The organism is Streptomyces aidingensis, assembly GCF_900112355.1.
In the GTDB taxonomy this organism is placed as follows: Bacteria; Actinomycetota; Actinomycetes; order Streptomycetales; family Streptomycetaceae; genus Streptomyces; species Streptomyces aidingensis.
On record NZ_FOLM01000001.1, the window covers coordinates 144,349 to 162,969 of the forward strand.

An 18,621-nucleotide genomic window follows, 5' to 3' on the forward strand; every position below is an offset into this window, starting at 1 on the left:
AGCAGTGAAGCGCAGCAAGGGGCACCGCAACGCCTCGGCGAAGATCGACCGGGCGCGTCTGTACGCGCCGCTGGAGGCCGTCCGGCTCGCCAAGGAGACGTCCCCCGCCAAGTTCGACGCGACCGTGGAGGTCGCCATGCGGCTGGGTGTCGACCCCCGCAAGGCCGACCAGATGGTGCGCGGCACCGTGAACCTTCCGCACGGCACCGGTAAGACCGCCCGGGTCCTGGTCTTCGCGACCGGTGACCGTGCCGAGGCCGCGCGTGCCGCGGGCGCCGACATCGTCGGCGCCGACGAGCTGATCGAGGAGGTGGCCGGCGGCCGGCTGGACTTCGACTCGGTCGTCGCCACCCCGGACCTGATGGGCAAGGTCGGCCGGCTGGGCCGGGTGCTGGGCCCCCGCGGTCTGATGCCCAACCCCAAGACCGGCACCGTCACCATGGACGTGGCCAAGGCCGTCACCGAGATCAAGGGCGGCAAGATCGAGTTCCGGGTGGACAAGCACGCCAATCTCCACTTCATCATCGGCAAGACCTCCTTCGAGGAGGCCCGGCTGGTGGAGAACTACGCCGCCGCGCTGGAGGAGATCACCCGGCTGAAGCCGTCCGCGGCCAAGGGCCGTTACATCCGCAAGACCACCTTCTCCACCACCATGGGCCCGGGTGTGCCGGTCGACCCGAACCGCACCCGCAATCTGCTGGTGGAGGAGACGGCCGTCTGAGGCCGGCCGAGTCCGCGTCAGAAACGCCCGTTCCAGCCCCTTTCGGGCCGGAAACGGGCGTTCCTGCGTGTCAGCGGGGTGGGTTACGGTGGCAAAGAAAGGTTCCGTACCGAGTCCCACATTGCCACCCCCGGGGGGAAAGCATGCGTACCCTGCGCACCACCACGCGCACCACCGCGCTCGGCGTCGTCACCGCGGGCCTGCTGGTCGCCACCGCCGCCTGCAGTGACTCCTCCGGGGAAGCGCCCGGGGCGCGGGCCGAGGAGGGCTCCGCCCGGTCGCAGAGCACGGTGGTCGAGGCACTCCAGGCGACCGCGAAGAAGAGCCAGGAGGCCCGCACGGCCACCTTCGAGTCGGTCACCACCATGGACGTCATGGGCATGGACGGCATCGAGATGTCGGTGAGCGGCACCATCGGCTGGCAGCCGCTCGCCATGGACGCCTCCGCCGATATGAACGGCTTCATGCAGGCCCTGCTCGACATGTTCGGCGAGCTCGCCGCCGAGGACCCGGAGGCCTCCGGGGAGCTGGACCGGCTCGCCGCGGTCGACGCCACCATGAACATGCGCCTGGTCGACAACGTGATGTACATGAGCGGCCCGATGATGGAGCCGGCGCTGGGCGGCAAGACATGGGTCAAGGTCGATCTGGCGGAGGCCGCCGCCGCGGAGGGCGACCCCGCGCTCGGGCAGATGCTGGACCAGTTGAACAGCGCCTCCTACAGCCCGGCCACCCAGGTGGCGCTGATGCTGGAGTCGCCGGAGGTGGAGTGGAAGGGCGAGGAGAGCCTGGACGGCGTCACCGTCAACCGCTACGAGGGGACGCTGACGGCCGAGGAGCTGCTCGCCATGGACCCCTCCACGGAGTTCCTCTCCGAGGAGGAGCTGGACCTGATGCGCTCCGAACTCGCCACGTCCGGGAGTGAGGAGTACCTGCTGTCCGTCTGGGTGGACGAGAACGACTATCCGGTGCGGATCGACATGACCGTGGAGATGCCCGAGGGCTCGATGGTGCAGTCCACCCGCTACGGCGACTACGGCGAGGCGCCGGCCGTGGAGCACCCGCCGGCCGGGGAGGTCGTGGACTCCGCCGAGCTGGAGGACGGCATCGACCCGTTCGGCTTCGGAGGGCTGGAGCCCCAGGGCCCCGGCGCCTGACCGGGCCCGCCCCGTTCGCCCGCCCCGCGCGCCGTCCGGCCGCGGGGCGGGCGATTTGCCTGGCACACACGGCTTCGCCTAACCTGACCGGGAAGCCAGAGACCGCTGGTTGCCCCCGGGGCCGATCCCGGAGGCCGAAGGTTCCGCGAACGCGGACGACCCGCGCAGGTGACGAGGAGAGCCCGCCCCTTCCGGTGGAGCCGTTTCGCCCCGTGCCCTGCGCCGGGGCGTTTTTCGTGTTCCCCGTCCCCTTCCGAGCGGTCCGACATTTCCCGGAAGGAGGGCAGAGGTTCATGGCAGCACCTGACAAGATCGCGGCGGTCGCGGACATCAGGGAGAAGTTCGAGAACTCCAGTGCCGCGGTCGTCACCGCCTACGTCGGTCTCACCGTCGCGCAGATGAAGGATCTGCGCCGGGCCCTGGGCGAGCACGCCCAGTACCGTGTGGCGAAGAACACCCTGACGAAGATCGCGGCCAACGAGGCCGGGATCACCGAGCTGGATCCCTACTTCTCCGGCTCCACCGCGGTGGCGTTCGTCACCGGCGACCCGGTCGCCGCGGCGAAGAGCCTGCGGGACTTCGCCAAGGACCACGACGCGCTGGTCATCAAGGGCGGGGTGCTCGACGGCAAGGCCCTGACCGCCGAGGACATCCAGAAGCTCGCGGACCTGGAGTCCCGCGAAGTGCTGCTCGCCAAGCTGGCCGGCGGCATGAAGGCGTCCATGGCCAAGGCCGCCGCGACCTTCCAGGCCCCGCTGTCGAAGTTCGTCCGCACGGCGGACGCGCTGCGCAGCAAGAAAGAGGCGAATGCCGGAACCCCGGCGCCCGCCGAGGCCGAGTGATCAGGGCCACACCGGCCCCGCACCCGGCATGGCGGGCCAGACCCGCCGCACTCCCCATCCGGCAGACATTCCGGCATCAGCCGATCTAGTGGAAGGAACGCCACCATGGCGAAGCTCAGCCAGGACGAGCTGCTTGAGCAGTTCGAGGGCATGACCCTGCTCGAGCTCTCCGAGTTCGTGAAGAAGTTCGAGGAGAAGTTCGACGTCGAGGCCGCCGCCCCGGTCGCCGTCGCCGCCGCGGGTGTCCCCGGTGCCCCGGCCGCCGCCGAGGCCGAGGAGAAGGACGAGTTCGACGTCGTCCTCACCGGCGCCGGCGAGAAGAAGATCCAGGTCATCAAGGTCGTGCGGGAGCTGACCTCGCTGGGTCTGAAGGAGGCCAAGGAGCTGGTGGACAGCGCCCCCAAGGCGGTGCTGGAGAAGGCCAGCAAGGCCGACGCGGACAAGGCCAAGGAGTCCCTGGAGGGCGCCGGCGCCTCGGTCGAGCTGAAGTGACACGGCTCACCCGGACCGGCCCGGTCACTCGCTGATCAACCGGACCGCACGAAGGGCGATCACCCGATGGGGTGGTCGCCCTTCGTCGTGCTGGACACGGGGTTGCCCTGTCGGCGGTGCCGGGTATGGTGATCTTCGGTTCCGCGGCGTCCGGGGGTTCGCGGTGTTCCCCGAGGGGGCCCGTGGCCGCACGGTCCCCTTGACGAACCGCAGCCGTCGCGCGATTCTCAGGACGCACTTCGCGTTCCTGGCGTTGCGGCGCGTACGGAATGCGGGCGGGACGAAGAGGGATCCCGCGATTCGGGCCGCATTCGATGCATGGATAGGTGCGGAAGCGGGAAGTGATGCGGCAGACGGTGTCGTCCGGCTACGAGGAAGCCGCGGCGCCGCGCTCCGGCACCCGAGGCGGCCGGAGCGCACGGCAGGCGGTATGCGCGTCCCCGCGCGCACTACAGTGGCCTGCCGGACCGAGGGACGGTGACGATCCCCGGATCCGGCAGTGGACATCAGTGGGTCTTCTGGCTACACTGTCCCTTTGCGCTGCCTAATAGCCGCTCCCTGCCCGTCACCAGGGGGACAGGTATGCGCGCAGAGAGTCCGAGCCCTCGGAAGGACCCCCTCTTGGCCGCCTCGCGCAACGCCTCGACTGCACAGACTCAGAACGGAAGCGGCACAACTCCGCCGCGTGTCTCGTTCGCGAAGATCAAGGAACCGCTGCACGTTCCCGACCTCCTTGCGCTGCAAACCGAGAGTTTCGACTGGCTGCTCGGCAACGCGGCCTGGCAGAGCCGCGTCGAGGCCGCGCTGGAGCGTGGGCAGGATGTCCCCACCAAGTCCGGTCTGGAGGAGATCTTCGAGGAGATCTCCCCGATCGAGGACTTCTCCGGGTCGATGTCGCTGACCTTCCGCGACCACCGCTTCGAGCCGCCGAAGAACTCGATGGACGAGTGCAAGGAGCGCGACTTCACCTACGCCGCTCCGCTCTTCGTCACCGCCGAGTTCACCAACAACGAAACCGGTGAGATCAAGTCCCAGACGGTCTTCATGGGCGACTTCCCGCTCATGACCACCAAGGGCACCTTCATCATCAACGGCACCGAGCGAGTGGTGGTCTCCCAGCTCGTCCGCTCGCCCGGCGTCTACTTCGACTCCAGCATCGACAAGACCACCGACAAGGACATCTTCACCGCCAAGATCATCCCGTCCCGGGGTGCCTGGCTGGAGATGGAGGTCGACAAGCGCGACATGGTCGGCGTGCGCGTGGACCGCAAGCGCAAGCAGTCGGTCACCGTGCTGCTCAAGGCGCTGGGCTGGACCTCGGAGCAGATTCTGGAGGAGTTCGGCGAGTACGAGTCCATGCGGGCCACCCTGGAGAAGGACCACACCCAGGGCCAGGACGACGCGCTGCTGGACATCTACCGCAAGCTGCGCCCCGGCGAGCCGCCGACCAAGGAGGCCGCCCAGGCGCTGCTGGAGAACCTCTACTTCAACCCCAAGCGCTACGACCTGGCCAAGGTCGGCCGCTACAAGATCAACAAGAAGCTGGGCGGCAACGAGCCGCTGGACGCCGGCGTCCTCACCATCGAGGACATCGTCAACACCATCAAGTACCTGGTGAAGCTGCACGCCGGGGAGACCGAGACGGTTTCGCAGGGCGGCCAGACGATCGTGGTCGAGACGGACGACATCGACCACTTCGGCAACCGGCGGCTGCGGACCGTCGGCGAGCTGATCCAGAACCAGGTGCGCACCGGTCTGGCCCGCATGGAGCGGGTGGTCCGGGAGCGGATGACCACCCAGGACGTCGAGGCGATCACCCCGCAGACGCTGATCAACATCCGTCCGGTGGTGGCCTCCATCAAGGAGTTCTTCGGCACCAGCCAGCTCTCCCAGTTCATGGACCAGACCAACCCGCTCTCCGGGCTGACCCACAAGCGGCGGCTGTCCGCGCTGGGCCCCGGCGGTCTGAGCCGGGAGCGGGCCGGCCTGGAGGTCCGGGACGTGCACCCGTCGCACTACGGACGGATGTGCCCGATCGAGACCCCGGAAGGCCCGAACATCGGTCTGATCGGCTCGCTGGCCGCCTTCGGCCGGGTGAACGCCTTCGGCTTTGTGGAGACCCCCTACCGCCGGGTGACCGGCGGCGTGGTCACCGACGAGGTCGACTACCTCACCGCGGACGAGGAGGACCGCTTCGTCATCGCCCAGGCCAACGCGCCGCTGACCGAGGAGATGACCTTCGCGGAGAACCGCGTGCTGGTCCGCCGCCGCGGCGGCGAGGTGGACTACGTCCCCGGCTCGGACGTGGACTACATGGACGTCTCGCCGCGCCAGATGGTGTCGGTGGCCTCCTCCATGATCCCGTTCCTGGAGCACGACGACGCCAACCGGGCGCTGATGGGCTCCAACATGATGCGGCAGGCGGTGCCGCTGATCCAGGCCGACTCCCCGTTCGTGGGCACCGGCATGGAGTACCGCGCCGCCACCGACGCCGGCGATGTGATCACCGCGGAGCAGGACGGCGTGATCACCGAGGTCTCCGCCGACTACATCACCTGCCAGCACAACGACGGCACCCACGTCACCTACCGGCTGTCCAAGTTCCACCGCTCCAACCAGGGCACCTGCTACAACCAGAAGGTCCGGGTCGCCGAGGGCGACGAGGTGGTGGCCGGGCAGGTCATCGCCGACGGCCCCTCCACCCAGAAGGGCGAGCTGGCCCTGGGCAAGAACCTCCTGGTCGCCTTCATGTCCTGGGAGGGCTACAACTACGAGGACGCGATCATCCTCTCCCAGCGCCTGGTGCAGGACGACGTGCTGACCTCGATCCACATCGAGGAGCACGAGGTCGACGCCCGGGACACCAAGCTGGGCCCGGAGGAGATCACCCGCGACATCCCCAACGTCTCCGAGGAGGTCCTGGCGGACCTGGACGACCGGGGCATCGTGCGGATCGGCGCCGAGGTGGTGGCCGGCGACATCCTGGTCGGCAAGGTCACCCCCAAGGGCGAGACCGAGCTGACCCCGGAGGAGCGGCTGCTGCGCGCGATCTTCGGCGAGAAGGCCCGCGAGGTCCGGGACACCTCGCTGAAGGTCCCGCACGGCGAGTCCGGCACCGTCATCGGGGTGCGGATCTTCGACCGCGAGGAGGGCGACGAACTGCCCCCGGGCGTCAACCAGCTCGTCCGGGTCTATGTGGCCAAGAAGCGCAAGATCACCGACGGTGACAAGCTGGCCGGCCGGCACGGCAACAAGGGTGTCATCTCCAAGATCCTCCCGGTGGAGGACATGCCGTTCCTGGAGGACGGCACCCCGGTCGACATCATTCTCAACCCGCTGGGCGTGCCCTCCCGGATGAACCCCGGCCAGGTGCTGGAGATCCACCTGGGCTGGCTCGCCTCCCAGGGCTGGGACGTCACCGGCGTGGACGAGAACTGGGCGAAGCGCCTGGAGGCGGCCGGCTACGGCAGCGTGCCGCAGCGCTCCAAGGTGGCCTCCCCGGTCTTCGACGGCGCCCGCGAGGAGGAGCTGTTCGGCCTCTTCCAGCACGCCAACCCCAACCGCGACGGCGACCGCATGGTGCTGCCCAGCGGCAAGGCGAACCTGTTCGACGGCCGCTCCGGCGAGCCGTTCCCGCAGCCGGTCTCGGTCGGCTACATGTACATCCTCAAGCTGCACCATCTGGTGGACGACAAGCTGCACGCCCGCTCCACCGGCCCCTACTCCATGATCACCCAGCAGCCGCTGGGCGGTAAGGCCCAGTTCGGCGGCCAGCGCTTCGGCGAGATGGAGGTCTGGGCGCTGGAGGCCTACGGCGCGGCCTACGCCCTCCAGGAGCTGCTGACCATCAAGTCCGACGACGTCACCGGCCGGGTCAAGGTCTACGAGGCGATCGTCAAGGGCGAGAACATTCCGGAGCCCGGCATCCCGGAGTCCTTCAAGGTGCTGATCAAGGAAATGCAGTCGCTCTGCCTCAATGTCGAGGTGCTCTCCAGCGACGGCATGTCCATCGAGATGCGCGACACCGACGAGGACGTCTTCCGCGCCGCGGAAGAGCTCGGCATCGACCTGTCCCGGCGCGAGCCGAGCAGCGTCGAAGAGGTCTGACGGGCCGGGCCGGACACGCCGCCTCCTCCACCGGGAGGAAGCCGGCGTCCCGGCCCCACCCCGGACCCCGACAGACCAAGTGATGACACGAGACCCTGAGAGGGATTGACGAGAGTGCTCGACGTCAACTTCTTCGACGAACTGCGGATCGGCCTGGCCACCGCCGACGACATCCGGCAGTGGTCGCACGGCGAGGTCAAGAAGCCGGAGACGATCAACTACCGCACCCTGAAGCCCGAGAAGGACGGACTCTTCTGCGAGAAGATCTTCGGCCCCACCCGGGACTGGGAGTGCTACTGCGGCAAGTACAAGCGCGTCCGCTTCAAGGGCATCATCTGTGAGCGCTGCGGCGTCGAGGTGACCCGCGCCAAGGTGCGGCGCGAGCGGATGGGCCACATCGAGCTGGCCGCGCCGGTCACCCACATCTGGTACTTCAAGGGCGTGCCCTCGCGCCTGGGCTATCTGCTGGACCTGGCCCCGAAGGACCTGGAGAAGGTCATCTACTTCGCCGCGTACATGATCACGTACGTGGACGAGGAGCGGCGCACCCGCGATCTGCCCTCCCTGGAGGCGCATGTCTCCGTGGAGCGCCAGCAGATCGAGCAGCGCCGCGACGCCGACCTGGAGGCCCGGGCCAAGAAGCTCGAATCCGACCTGGCCGAGCTGGAGGCCGAGGGCGCCAAGGCCGACGCCCGCCGCAAGGTGCGCGAGGGCGCCGAGCGGGAGATGAAGCAGCTCCGCGACCGCGCCCAGCGCGAGATCGACCGGCTGGACGAGGTCTGGAACCGCTTCAAGTCGCTCAAGGTGCAGGACCTGGAGGGCGACGAGCTGCTCTACCGCGAGCTGCGCGACCGCTTCGGCACCTACTTCGACGGCTCGATGGGCGCCGCCGCGCTGCAGAAGCGGCTGGAGACCTTCGACCTGGACGCCGAGGCCGAGAAGCTGCGCGAGATCATCCGGACCGGCAAGGGCCAGAAGAAGACCCGGGCGCTGAAGCGCCTCAAGGTCGTCTCCGCCTTCCTCCAGACCTCCAACAGCCCCAAGGGCATGGTGCTGGACTGCGTCCCGGTGATCCCGCCGGACCTGCGCCCGATGGTGCAGCTCGACGGTGGCCGGTTCGCCACCTCCGACCTGAACGACCTCTACCGCCGGGTCATCAACCGCAACAACCGGCTGAAGCGTCTGCTGGATCTCGGCGCGCCCGAGATCATCGTCAACAACGAGAAGCGGATGCTCCAGGAGGCCGTGGACGCCCTGTTCGACAACGGCCGGCGCGGCCGTCCGGTCACCGGGCCGGGCAACCGTCCGCTGAAGTCGCTGTCCGACATGCTCAAGGGCAAGCAGGGCCGGTTCCGCCAGAACCTGCTGGGCAAGCGCGTCGACTACTCCGGCCGTTCGGTCATCGTGGTCGGCCCGCAGCTCAAGCTGCACCAGTGCGGTCTGCCCAAGGCCATGGCGCTGGAGCTGTTCAAGCCGTTCGTGATGAAGCGGCTGGTGGATCTCAACCACGCGCAGAACATCAAGTCGGCCAAGCGCATGGTGGAGCGCCAGCGCACGGTCGTGTTCGATGTGCTGGAAGAGGTCATCGCCGAGCACCCGGTGCTGCTGAACCGGGCGCCCACCCTGCACCGGCTGGGCATCCAGGCCTTCGAGCCGCAGCTGGTGGAGGGCAAGGCGATCCAGATCCACCCGCTGGTCTGCACCGCCTTCAACGCCGACTTCGACGGCGACCAGATGGCCGTGCACCTGCCGCTGTCCGCGGAGGCGCAGGCCGAGGCCCGCATCCTGATGCTGTCCTCGAACAACATCCTCAAGCCGGCCGACGGCCGGCCGGTGACCATGCCCACCCAGGACATGATCATCGGGCTGTTCTTCCTCTCCTCCGGCCCCGAGGGCCGCGAGCTCAAGGGCGAGGGCCGGGTGTTCGCCTCCACCGCCGAGGCGCTGATGGCCTTCGACGCGGGTGAGCTGGCCATCCAGTCCCCGATCGAGATGCGCTTCCCGGTGGGCACCGTGCCGCCGCGCGGCTGGACCCCGCCGGAGGGCGCGGAGGGCGGCGCAGAGGAGTGGCAGCCCGGGGACGGCTTCCGGCTCAAGACCACCCTGGGCCGGGCGCTGTTCAACGAGCTGCTGCCCGAGGACTTCCCCTACGTCAACTACGCGGTCGGGAAGAAGCAGATCTCGGAGATCGTCAACGAGCTGGCCGAGCGCTACCCGAAGATCGTGGTGGCCGCGGTGCTGGACAACCTCAAGGCGGCCGGTTACTACTGGTCGACCCGGTCCGGCGTGACCATCGCGGTCTCCGACATCGTGCTGCCGCCCACCAAGCCGGACATCCTGGCCCGCTACGAGGCCCAGGACGAGAAGGTGCAGAAGCAGTACGAGCGCGGTCTGATCACCAAGGACGAGCGGACCCAGGAGCTGATCGCGATCTGGACCAAGGCGTCCAACGAGGTCGCCGAGGCCATGCAGGCGAACTTCCCGAAGACCAACTCCATCTTCATGATGGTGGACTCGGGCGCCCGCGGAAACATGATGCAGATGCGGCAGATCGCCGGTATGCGCGGTCTGGTGTCCAACGCCAAGAACGAGACCATTCCGCGGCCGATCAAGGCGTCCTTCCGCGAGGGCCTGTCCGTGCTGGAGTACTTCATCTCCACCCACGGCGCCCGGAAGGGTCTGGCGGACACCGCCCTGCGGACCGCCGACTCCGGCTACCTCACCCGGCGGCTGGTGGACGTCTCGCAGGACGTCATCATCCGCGAGGAGGACTGCGGCACCGACCGCGGTCTGAAGCTGGCCATCGCCGAGCGCGGGGCGGACGGCGTGCTGCGCAAGGCGGAGAACGCCGAGTCGGCGGTCTACGCCCGCTGCCTGGCCGAGGACATCGTCCACGACGGCAAGGTGCTGGCCACGGCCGGCGCCGACCTGGGCGATGTGATGATCGATGAGCTGGTCGCGCACGGGGTGGAGGTCGTCAAGGTCCGCTCGGTGCTCACCTGCGAGTCGGCGGTCGGCGCCTGCGCCATGTGCTACGGCCGTTCGCTGGCCACCGGCAAGCTGGTGGACATCGGCGAGGCGGTGGGCATCATCGCCGCCCAGTCCATCGGTGAACCCGGTACCCAGCTCACCATGCGGACCTTCCACACCGGTGGTGTGGCCGGTGAGGACATCACCCAGGGTCTGCCGCGAGTGGTCGAGCTGTTCGAGGCCCGCCAGCCCAAGGGCGCGGCCCCGATCTCCGAGGCCACCGGCCGGGTGCGGATCGAGGAGACGGAGAAGACCAGGAAGATCGTCGTCACCCCCGACGACGGCTCGGACGAGGTCTCCTACAACGTCTCCAAGCGGGCCCGGCTGCTGGTGGAGGAGGGCGGCCACATCGAGGTGGGCCAGCCGCTCACCGTCGGCGCGGTCAACCCGCACGACGTGCTGCGGGTGCTGGGCCAGCGGGCCGTGCAGATCTACCTGGTCGGCGAGGTCCAGCGGGTCTACAACTCGCAGGGTGTGTCCATCCACGACAAGCACATCGAGATCATCGTCCGGCAGATGCTGCGCCGGGTGACGATCATCGAGTCCGGCGACGCCGAACTGCTGCCGGGCGAGCTGGTGGAGCGGTCGCGCTTCGAGTCGGAGAACCGCCGGGTGGTGGCCGAGGGCGGGCAGCCCGCCTCCGGCCGTCCGCAGCTGATGGGCATCACCAAGGCGTCGCTGGCCACCGAGTCGTGGCTGTCGGCGGCGTCCTTCCAGGAGACGACCCGGGTGCTCACCGACGCGGCGATCAACGCCAAGTCGGACTCGCTGATCGGCCTCAAGGAGAACGTGATCATCGGTAAGCTCATCCCGGCCGGCACGGGCCTGTCCCGCTACCGCAACATCCGGGTGGAGCCCACCGAGGAGGCCAAGGCCGCGATGTACTCGTCCGTCGGCTACGACGACATCGACTACTCGCCCTTCGGCCCGGGCTCCGGCCAGGCCGTTCCGCTGGACGACTACGACTACGGCCCCTACAGCCCGTGACCGCCGTGTCCGCTGTGACCGGCTGACGCCGGCAACACCGGTGGCCCCGCGCACCCGCGCGGGGCCACCGGCTTTTCATGGTCAGATGTCGACGGGCAGTCTGCGGCGTCGCAGCTCCCGCCCGGTCTCCCGGGCCAGCAGCTCGGCATCCCGCAGATAGGGCGAGAGATACAGCACCGGCCGTCCGTGCACCCGTACCGCGTACTCCGGCCCCGGGCGAAGCTCCCGCTGGAGCCGGCGTTCGCGGCGGCTCATGCCCAGCTGGTACACCCGTGCCCAGGGATAGGACCACCACAGCGCGCCCCGGCGGTGCAGCAGCCCGCCCTGGTGCCGGGAGACGGACTCGCCGCCGGATCTGGCCCGGGCCCAGCCCAGCGCGGGATCGAGTCCGGTCAGCACCGCGATCATCCCGAGCGGGGCCAGCACGCCGGGCACTGCTGCCGGGACCGGGGAACCCGCGCCGGTGACGCCGAGCAGCGCCGGCACCGCCGAGCCGAGCAGCGCCAGGCCACCCGAGCCCAGCCACCACGCCGCGTGCCGGCCGCGCCGCCGGTTGTCCACCGGATGCTCCCGCACCATCTCGCCCAGCCCGTGGTGCGCCTCCCCGCCGGCCCCCTGCACCGGTTCCCGTTCCTGTGCCACAGCCCCTCCCTCCCGCTGTGGGCCATCATCGCAGTCCGCCCCGGTGATCCGGACGGCCGGTGATTACCGGACCGGGGTGAGATCGCCGGTGAGGGGGAGGCCGGGGTGGCCGGTGTTGCTCACCAGGGCGAGGCGCGGACCGTCCGGGCCGGGGTGCCACTGGCCGCCGGTCAGCGGCAGGAGCGCGATGTTGGGGGCCGGGCCCCGGGACCAGTCCAGAGGGCCGGCGATGGTGTCCGCGGGGACCTCGGCGATGGCCCGGGCGACGCAGGCGCGGTCCGTGGGATCGGCCGCGGTGGCCAGGGCGTGGTGGGCGGTCTCCAGCAGGGCGTGCGCCAGGCCCAGCGGCTGGAGCCAGGGACTGCCGGTGGCCTGCCGGTAGGCGTGGGCGAGTTCCGCGCAGCCGGTGCCGTCGAGGCTGGAGCGGTAGGGGTGGTCGGGGCTCCAGTAGACGAGTGTGGCCACGCGGGCGTCGGCGAGTTCGCCGTGCACCTCGGGGGCGGCGGTGCTGGTGTGCGGGTAGGTCAGCCAGCGCGAGCAGGTGATCAGCCGGGGGCGCAGCCCCGCCTCGCGGGCCCGGCGGTGGAACAGGGCCAGGTCGGTGGCGGTGGCGGCGCTGGTGATGACATCGGCGCCGGTGACGCGCATCCGGTCCACCTGGGCGCGGAAATCCGCGGCCGGTTCCCGGTAGGGGCCGAGGTCCGCCAGGGTGTGCCCGCGCGCGGAGGCCACCGGCGGGAAGCCGTACCGTTCGTGGCGCAGCAGGACGCCTTGCAGATCGTCGTTCCACAGGCAGCCGACGGGGCCCCGGTGGTCGGTCCCCTCCCACAGGCCGGCGAAGACACGGGCGATGTCGTCCAGTCCCCAGGCGAAGTGGTACGTCCAGCGGAACCGGTGCCCGGGATCGGCGCCGCGCGCCCGGAAGTACGCCTGCCAGGGGAAGGTGGTCGAGACGCAGGGCACCCCGGCCTGCTCGCAGGCGTCGGTCACGGCCGGCAGCACCCGGGTCCCGGCCATGGTGAGTACGATGCGGGCCCCGTCCTGCCCGGCCAGTTCGCGCACCGCCTGCCGTGCCGCCCGCGGATCGGAGCGGGAGTCGCGCACGGTGACGGTCACGTTGTGGCGCCGGCCGCCGTTGCGCACCTGCGGCAGCCGCGGGGCCAGCGTGCGGACGATGTATGACAGCGGTGCCCCGAGGGGCGCCAGCCGCCCGGTCAGCGGGGCCACTACCCCGATGCACAGAGAAGTGGAAGACGACGACACGGAAGACATATCACACCAATTCGCTCGCCCTGCTCGGTTCTGTCCTGTGGTGTTGCGTGCCCGGTGCCCGCCGGATCTCCAGGAATCGGGTGGCGGGCGCCGGGCCGGTTCCCGCACCGGCGCTGCGGGGGGCGTGCACCGCTCAGTGGCCGGAGCGGTCCACCGTGACGCAGGTGGTGCGGGTGAGGATCGCCACGGTCTCGTTGCCGCAGTTGTTGCTGTGGCCGGTGGCGTTGCGGGCGAACAGGAGGTTGGACAGCAGGCCGCCGACGGGGCCGGCGTGGTCGCCGCCGCCGCCCTGGCCGGTGTCCTCGGTCACGCAGGTGAGCTCCTTGAGGAGTCCCAGCTTGCCCGTGCCGCAGAGATTGGCGTGGCCGGAGGAGTTCCTGCCGGAGAGGTTGGACAGCAGACCGCCCACCCCCGCGTCGCTGTCGCCGTCATGGGCGGTCGCCGTGCCGGCGGGGAGTACCAGCAGGATCGCCGCTGCCGAGGCCGCCACCGCCAGTCGCCGTGCTCCGTGCATCATCGTTGGTTTCCTTCCCCTGGATCGGTCCCGGCCCAGCGGCCGGGTTCACCAGGCGAAACGAAGATGCATGCGATCGGTACGGGCGATGAACGGATGATCACTGGACCGGATGATCAACGGGTAATCCGATGGGACGCCGGGGTGACGCCGTGGCCGTCCCGGACCTCGGGCCCGGTCGGCGAGCGGGTGCTCCCGCGCCACGCCGCCCGGCATGGACGCCCCGGTGGCTCAGCGAACCGCTTCGCCCAGCAGCGGCGGGGCGTCGCCGGAGGCGAGGAACTCGTCCATGGTGTCGTCGCGCATGGCGTCCCACAGCGGGGCCGCGGCCTCCCAGTCGAGCAGGACGACGGACTGGCCCTGGACGGTGTCGGTGCCGATCACCGGGGCGTTCATGAAGTTCACCTCCGAGCTGCGCAGCGAACGCAGTTCCCAGGCCAGTGTGCGCAGGTCGCCGTTGGAGAGCCGGTCGTCCACGCTGACCACCTCTCCGACGGTCTCCATCAGGCCGTTGAGTCTGCCCATGTCCGTCATGGTGCCGCCGGAGAGGGTCTGCGCCAGCAGCGAGCGGAGGAAGTGCTGCTGGCGGCGGGTGCGGTCGAAGTCCCCCTCGGGCAGGTTCCGGCGCTCCCGGACATAGGCCAGGGCCTGTTCGCCGGTCATCCTCTCGCCGTCGATGGTGACGCCGCCGACCGCGTCGGTGAGTTCCCGGAAGCCGGACCAGTCGAGCACCGCGAGATGGTCGATGCGCAGATCGGTGTAGTCCTGGACGGTCTGCACCAGCAGCGGGGTGCCGCCCCATGAGTAGGCGGCGTTGAGCTTGGCCTCGCCATGGCCGGGGATCTCCACCCAGGTGTCGCGGGGGATGGAGACCAGGGTGGCGGAGGACCGGTCGCCCGGTATGTGCATCAGCATCATGGTGTCGCTGCGGGCCGCCCCGGCCTGCCAGGCGGGGCCCGGCTCGGCGTCCGGTTCCCACTCCGCGTCCAGGCCGATCAGCAGATAGATCTGGGCGTCGCCCGCGGAGGGGGCGGGCTGCTCCTCCTCGGGCAGATCGGGGAGGGCGTCCGGGATGCGGTCCACGGAGTCGAAGGTCTGCTCCGTCTTCCACCACAGCCAGCCGGCTCCGGCCAGGACCAGGCCCAGCAGCGCGGCGGTCACGCCGGCCAGCACCAGCGGCCACCGGCGGCGCCGGCGTTTCGCCGGGGCGCCCCGGCCGGTCTTCCCGCCGTCCCCGTTGCCGACCCCGTTGCCGACCACGGCCCCGTCGGCGTCGGTGTCCGGCGTGTCCGGGCGGGGACGGGGTGTAGGGTCGGCGGCGGCCCCCTCGTCCCGCCGCCCCCGGTCCTGCGTGCCGGCCCGGGCCGGCACCTCACTCGCACTGGTGTCACGCACGGCATCCGTCAGGGATCTGCCGCCGTCCCCTCCTGTTTCCATCTACACATTGTGCCCATCTCCCGTGTCCCCGGGAGGGGTTCGCAAGAGCTTTCGCAGGCCGGAGGGTGCCGGGGAGGGCGGCGGAGCTGTGCGCGTCCTGTTGTTTTGACCCAGGCGGATGCGCTAGGTAGGCTCTGACCTTGTGCCTGGGCTGTCCCCTGCGCGCTCACGTTTTCCCGCCCTCGCCGCGGGGTGGGCCGGGGCGGGGCGGACGTCAGCCGGTGCATCCTCTCCCGGACAACACTCCCCGCCCGGCGGGCGGGTAAAACCCGCGGGATGGTGGACCGGTGGCGACACGCCCGACCGCGTGGGTCGGCCGCGTGGCCCGGGTTAGTTTTACCGAGACGGCACACAGAAACCGGAGAAACTGTGCCAACGATCCAGCAGCTGGTCCGCAAGGGCCGGCAGGACAAGGCCGAGAAGAACAAGACGCTTGCGCTCAGCGGCTCCCCGCAGCGGCGCGGCGTCTGCACGCGTGTCTTCACCACCACCCCCAAGAAGCCGAACTCGGCCCTGCGCAAGGTCGCGCGTGTGCGACTGACCAGCGGGATCGAGGTCACGGCTTACATCCCGGGGGAGGGCCACAACCTCCAGGAGCACTCCATCGTGCTGGTGCGCGGTGGCCGGGTGCGGGACCTGCCGGGTGTTCGCTACAAGATCATCCGCGGTTCCCTGGACACCCAGGGCGTCAAGAACCGCAAGCAGGCCCGCAGCCGCTACGGCGCCAAGAAGGAGAAGTAAGCAATGCCTCGTAAGGGCCCTGCCCCGAAGCGTCCGGTCATCATCGACCCGGTTTACGGCTCCCCCCTGGTGACGTCCCTGATCAACAAGGTGCTGCTGCACGGCAAGCGCTCCACCGCCGAGCGCATCGTGTACGGCGCCCTGGAGGGGCTGCGGGAGAAGACCGGCAACGACCCGCTGATCACGCTGAAGCGTGCGGTGGAGAACGTGAAGCCGACCCTTGAGGTGCGCTCGCGCCGGGTGGGCGGTGCGACCTATCAGGTGCCGGTCGAGGTCCGGGCTTCCCGGTCCGCCACGCTGGCGCTGCGCTGGCTGGTCGGGTACTCGCGCGCCCGCCGGGAGAAGACCATGACCGAGCGGCTGATGAACGAGCTGCTCGACGCGTCCAACGGCCTGGGCGCCTCGGTCAAGAAGCGCGAGGACACCCACAAGATGGCCGAGTCCAACAAGGCCTTCGCGCACTACCGCTGGTAGTCGCTACCCCATCGAGAACCGAGAGAAGACTGAAGCCTTATGGCTACCACTTCACTTGACCTGGCCAGGGTCCGCAACATCGGGATCATGGCCCACATCGACGCGGGCAAGACGACGACCACCGAGCGGATCCTGTACTACACGGGCGTCAGCTACAAGATCGGTGAGGTCCACGACGGCGCAGCCACGATGGACTGGATGGCCCAGGAGCAGGAGCGGGGCATCACCATCACCTCCGCGGCCACCACCTGTCACTGGCCGCTGGAGAACGTGGATCACACGATCAACATCATCGACACCCCGGGCCACGTGGACTTCACCATCGAGGTGGAGCGTTCGCTGCGGGTGCTCGACGGTGCGGTGACCGTGTTCGACGGGGTCGCCGGTGTGGAGCCGCAGTCCGAGACGGTGTGGCGTCAGGCCGACCGCTACGGCGTGCCGCGGATCTGCTTCGTCAACAAGCTCGACCGCACCGGTGCCGACTTCCTGCGCTGTGTGGACATGATCGTGGACCGGCTGAACGCCACCCCGATCGTGATGCAGCTGCCGATCGGTGCCGAGGCGGACTTCCGGGGCGTGATCGACCTGGTCCGGATGAAGGCCCTGGTGTGGTCCGAGGAGGCCAAGCTGGGCGAGATGTACGACACCGTCGACATCCCCGCCGAGCTCCAGGCGCAGGCCGAGGAGTACCGGGCCAAGCTGCTGGAGACCGTGGCCGAGAACGACGACGAGGCCATGGAGAAGTACCTGGAGGGCGAGGAGTTCTCCGAGGACGAGCTCTATGCGGCGATCCGCCGGGCCACCCTGTCCTCCATCGGCGGCGGCACCACCGTCACCCCGGTCTTCTGCGGCACCGCCTTCAAGAACAAGGGCGTGCAGCCGCTGCTGGACGCGGTGGTGCGGTACCTGCCCTCCCCGCTGGACGTGGAGGCCGTGGAGGGGCACGACCCGAAGGACCCGGAGAAGGTCCTGGCCCGCCGGCCGTCCGAGGACGAGCCGCTGTCGGCGCTGGCCTTCAAGATCGCCAGCGACCCGCACCTGGGCAAGCTGACCTTCATCCGCGTCTACTCCGGTGTCCTGGAGGCCGGCACCCAGGTGCTGAACTCGGTCAAGGGCAAGAAGGAGCGGATCGGCAAGGTGTACCGGATGCACGCCAACAAGCGGGAGGAGATCAGCCGCGTGGGCGCCGGCGACATCGTCGCCGTCATGGGTCTGAAGCAGACCACCACCGGTGAGACCCTTTCCGATGCGGCGCAGCCGGTGATCCTGGAGTCCATGGACTTCCCGACGCCGGTCATCGAGGTGGCCATCGAGCCGAAGTCCAAGGGCGACCAGGAGAAGCTGGGCGTGGCCATCCAGCGGCTGGCCGAGGAGGACCCGTCCTTCCAGGTCAAGACCGACGAGGAGACCGGCCAGACGATCATCGCGGGCATGGGCGAGCTGCACCTGGACGTGCTGGTCGACCGCATGAAGCGCGAGTTCCGGGTCGAGGCCAACGTCGGCAAGCCGCAGGTGGCCTACCGCGAGACGATCCGCAAGACGGTGGAGAAGCTCGAATACACCCACAAGAAGCAGACGGGTGGTTCGGGCCAGTTCGCCCGCGTGATCATCGCGGTGGAGCCGCTGGAGGGCGACGGCTACGAGTTCGTCAACAAGGTCACCGGTGGCCGCATCCCCAAGGAGTACATCCCCTCGGTGGACGCGGGCTGCCAGGAGGCGATGGAGTTCGGCGTGCTCGCCGGCTACCCGCTGACCGGCGTCAAGGTGACCCTGCTCGACGGCGCCTACCACGAGGTGGACTCCTCGGAGATGGCGTTCAAGATCGCCGGTTCCATGGCCTTCAAGGAGGCCGCCCGCAAGGCCGGTCCGGCCCTGCTGGAGCCGCTGATGAAGGTCGAGGTCACCACGCCCGAGGACTACATGGGCGATGTGATCGGCGACCTGAACTCCCGCCGCGGCCAGATCCAGGCCATGGAGGACCGCAGTGGAGCCAAGGTCGTCAGGGCTCTGGTCCCGCTCTCGGAGATGTTCGGCTATGTCGGCGATCTGCGGAGCAAGACCTCGGGCCGGGCGAGCTACTCCATGGAGTTCGACTCCTATGGCGAGGTTCCCAAGAACGTCTCCGAGGAGATCATCGCAAAGGCCAAGGGCGAGTAAGGCCGGGCACGCCGTCCGGTCTCACACCCCTTAAGCTGGAGCAATCAG

General features: G+C 69.4%; 13 protein-coding genes. 9 read left to right on the top strand and 4 right to left on the bottom strand.

The features are described from left to right. Window positions 1-4: 4 nt before the first annotated feature. The 6 genes from rplA (at window position 5) to BM242_RS00685 (ending at window position 11,336) form a co-directional block, all read left to right on the top strand. A complete protein-coding gene (gene rplA / locus BM242_RS00660) occupies window positions 5-721 on the top strand; it encodes a 50S ribosomal protein L1 (protein ID WP_093836604.1) in 717 nt (238 codons plus the stop codon). Between the two features lie 143 nt (window positions 722-864). After that, window positions 865-1,878 carry an SCO4651 family lipoprotein gene (locus BM242_RS00665; RefSeq protein WP_093836605.1) on the top strand — a complete coding sequence of 338 codons (1,014 nt, stop codon included), beginning with the start codon at window positions 865-867 and terminating at the stop codon, window positions 1,876-1,878. A gap of 293 nt (window positions 1,879-2,171) precedes the next feature. After that, on the top strand, window positions 2,172-2,720 hold the full coding sequence (rplJ, locus tag BM242_RS00670; protein WP_093836606.1) for a 50S ribosomal protein L10: 549 nt from the start codon (window positions 2,172-2,174) through the stop codon (window positions 2,718-2,720). Between the two features lie 105 nt (window positions 2,721-2,825). Beyond that, window positions 2,826-3,212, top strand: a complete 387-nt coding sequence (rplL, locus tag BM242_RS00675) for a 50S ribosomal protein L7/L12 (protein WP_093836607.1) — start codon at window positions 2,826-2,828, stop codon at window positions 3,210-3,212. Between the two features lie 621 nt (window positions 3,213-3,833). Further along, window positions 3,834-7,319, top strand: a complete 3,486-nt coding sequence (gene rpoB, locus BM242_RS00680) for a DNA-directed RNA polymerase subunit beta (protein WP_093836608.1) — start codon at window positions 3,834-3,836, stop codon at window positions 7,317-7,319. Between the two features lie 114 nt (window positions 7,320-7,433). Next, window positions 7,434-11,336, top strand: coding sequence for a DNA-directed RNA polymerase subunit beta' (locus BM242_RS00685; protein WP_093836609.1), 3,903 nt, complete (start codon window positions 7,434-7,436; stop codon window positions 11,334-11,336). A gap of 81 nt (window positions 11,337-11,417) precedes the next feature. Here BM242_RS00685 and BM242_RS29090 read toward each other — a convergent pair whose 3' ends face one another. From BM242_RS29090 to BM242_RS00705, 4 genes are all read right to left on the bottom strand, one after another. Next, entirely contained in the window at window positions 11,418-11,978 is a 561-nt protein-coding gene (locus tag BM242_RS29090; RefSeq protein ID WP_175541192.1) for a hypothetical protein, read from the bottom strand. A 63-nt stretch (window positions 11,979-12,041) separates the two neighbouring features. Continuing rightward, on the bottom strand, window positions 12,042-13,205 hold the full coding sequence (locus BM242_RS00695; protein ID WP_245833719.1) for an ABC transporter substrate-binding protein: 1,164 nt from the start codon (window positions 13,203-13,205) through the stop codon (window positions 12,042-12,044). Between the two features lie 178 nt (window positions 13,206-13,383). Continuing rightward, window positions 13,384-13,767 (bottom strand): hypothetical protein, encoded by a 384-nt coding sequence (locus BM242_RS00700; protein WP_245833720.1) that lies wholly within the window; start codon window positions 13,765-13,767, stop codon window positions 13,384-13,386. Between the two features lie 228 nt (window positions 13,768-13,995). Further along, window positions 13,996-15,201 (bottom strand): LCP family protein, encoded by a 1,206-nt coding sequence (locus BM242_RS00705; protein ID WP_093836612.1) that lies wholly within the window; start codon window positions 15,199-15,201, stop codon window positions 13,996-13,998. A gap of 369 nt (window positions 15,202-15,570) precedes the next feature. Between BM242_RS00705 and rpsL the strand changes: the two genes are divergently transcribed. From rpsL to fusA, 3 genes are read left to right on the top strand one after another with little or no spacing between them, the layout of a single operon-like run. Continuing rightward, on the top strand, window positions 15,571-15,942 hold the full coding sequence (gene rpsL, locus BM242_RS00710) for a 30S ribosomal protein S12 (RefSeq protein ID WP_093836613.1): 372 nt from the start codon (window positions 15,571-15,573) through the stop codon (window positions 15,940-15,942). A gap of 3 nt (window positions 15,943-15,945) precedes the next feature. Continuing rightward, on the top strand, window positions 15,946-16,416 hold the full coding sequence (gene rpsG, locus BM242_RS00715; RefSeq protein ID WP_093836614.1) for a 30S ribosomal protein S7: 471 nt from the start codon (window positions 15,946-15,948) through the stop codon (window positions 16,414-16,416). Window positions 16,417-16,455: 39 nt separating this feature from the next. Next, the gene (gene fusA / locus BM242_RS00720; protein WP_093836615.1) at window positions 16,456-18,573 is read left to right on the top strand and encodes an elongation factor G; all 2,118 of its coding nucleotides are present in this window, start codon (window positions 16,456-16,458) and stop codon (window positions 18,571-18,573) included. Window positions 18,574-18,621: the final 48 nt, after the last annotated feature.